General features: G+C 71.7%; 1 protein-coding gene. It reads left to right on the top strand.

Translation table 11 applies throughout. The annotated features are described in order from the left end of the window. On the top strand, positions 1-1,924 hold a 1,924-nt coding region (locus SPR02S_RS54675; RefSeq protein WP_019065497.1), incomplete at both ends, for a SpnB-like Rossmann fold domain-containing protein.

Below are 1,924 nucleotides of genomic sequence, written 5' to 3' on the forward strand. Positions count from 1 at the left end.
CGGCGCTGGTGGAGTTGGCGCTGGCGGCGGGCGGTCAGGTCGACTGCCCTGTGGTCGAGGAACTGGTGCTTCAGGTGCCGTTGTTGCTGCCCGAGGGCGCGGCGCTCGACCTCCAAGTGACTGTCGGTGCGCCGGACGAGGACGGCCGCCGCGACATCGCCGTCTACACCGCGCCAGGAGAGACGGACGGGCGGGAACCCGTCCAGCCCACCTGCCATGCGCGTGGTCGGCTCGGTTCGGAGGTGGAGTCGCCTGGGCTGCCGTTCCCGGTGTTGTGGCCGCCGGAGGGTGCCGTGGCGGTGCCCGTGGACGGGCTGTACGAGCGGTTGGCGGAGGCGGGTTACGAGTACGGGCCGGTGTTCCAGGGGCTGCGGTCGGCGTGGCGCGATGGTGAACTGGTCTATGCGGAGGTGGTGTTGCCGGACGAGCCGGTCGGCTCGGCCCAGGGCTTCGGTATCCACCCGGCGCTCCTCGACGCGGCACTCCACGGCAGCCTGCTCGACGCGCGGGCCGGTTCCCAGGTGGGCCTGCCCTTCTCCTGGTCGGGGATCAGGACAGGGGACGCATCAGGGCCACTGGCCTGGGTCAGGATCAGCCCTGCGGGCGAGGCCGCGTTCCGCATCGACATGGCCGACGAGAACGGCGCCGTGATCGCGGCGGTGGACGCCGTCGCCTTCCGCCCCGTCGACCAGGCCCAGCTTGAGCGCACCCAAGGCAACGGGCGGGACAGCCTGTTCACGGTGGAATGGGTTCCGGTCCGTCCTGCGGACGCGCCCGGACCGATCCCGGTGGCACTGCTCGGCGAACAGCCCGGCCTCAGGGAACGCTACGCCGACCTCGACGCGCTGCTCGGCGCGGTGACGGCGGGTGCGTCGGTGCCGGACGTGGTGGTCGCCGGCGTAGCGGCGGAAGTGGTCCCTGGCGAAGAAGCCCACGCGGCACACGCCGTGGCGGCGCGGACGTTGGGCCTGGTGCAGGAGTGGCTGGCCGCCGACGCGTTGTCGGAATCCCGGCTGATGCTGGTGACTCGGGGCGCGATCTCGGTCGGTGAGGAGTCGCCGGATGTGGCGGCTGCGGCGGCGTGGGGTCTGGTGCGCAGCGCGCAGTCCGAACACCTGGGCCGCTTCGTGCTGTTGGACCTCGACCCGGCAGAGGAAGCAGCGCCCGACTGGGCCGCGCTCGCCGGTCTTGCCGAGTCGCAGTTGGCGGTGCGCGGGGGCCGGACACTGGCCCCGCGACTCACACGAGCGGCGGAGTCGGCGCTGCCCGAGGGTCCGTGGCGGTTGTCGCCCGTCACGAAGGGGTCGTTGGATGGCCTGGCGTTGGTCCGTTCCGATGCGGATCGTCCGCTGGAGGCGCACGAGGTCCGGATCGCCGTACGAGCTGCCGGGCTGAACTTCCGCGACGTGCTCATCACGCTCGGCGTGTATCCGGGAGACGCTCCACTGGGCAGCGAGGCGGCGGGAGTTGTCCTGGAGACCGGCGCCGATGTCACGGACCTGGCGCCCGGCGACCGCGTGATGGGTCTCGTCCTTGAGTCGTTCGGTACGGCGGCGGTCGCGGACGGCCGGATGGTCGCGCGGATGCCGGAGGGCTGGTCGTTCGAGCAGGCTGCCGCGGTGCCGGTCGTGTATCTGACCGCGTATTACGGCCTCGTGGAGCTCGGCCAACTGGTCGTTGGTGAGCGGGTGTTGGTGCATTCCGCGGCGGGTGGTGTGGGGATGGCCGCGGTGCAGTTGGCCGCGCATCTGGGTGCGGAGGTGTATGCGACGGCGAGTCCGTCGAAGTGGGACGCCGTCAAGGCCCTGGGTGTGCCGGCTGAGCGGATCGCGTCCTCGCGGGACTTGGAGTTCGCGGAGGCGTTCGCGCGGGTGACGGGTGGCGCGGGGATGGATGTGGTGCTGGATGCGCTGGCGGGTGATTT

It is taken from the genome of Streptomyces prunicolor NBRC 13075 (assembly GCF_000367365.1).
In the GTDB taxonomy this organism is placed as follows: domain Bacteria; phylum Actinomycetota; class Actinomycetes; order Streptomycetales; family Streptomycetaceae; genus Streptomyces; species Streptomyces prunicolor.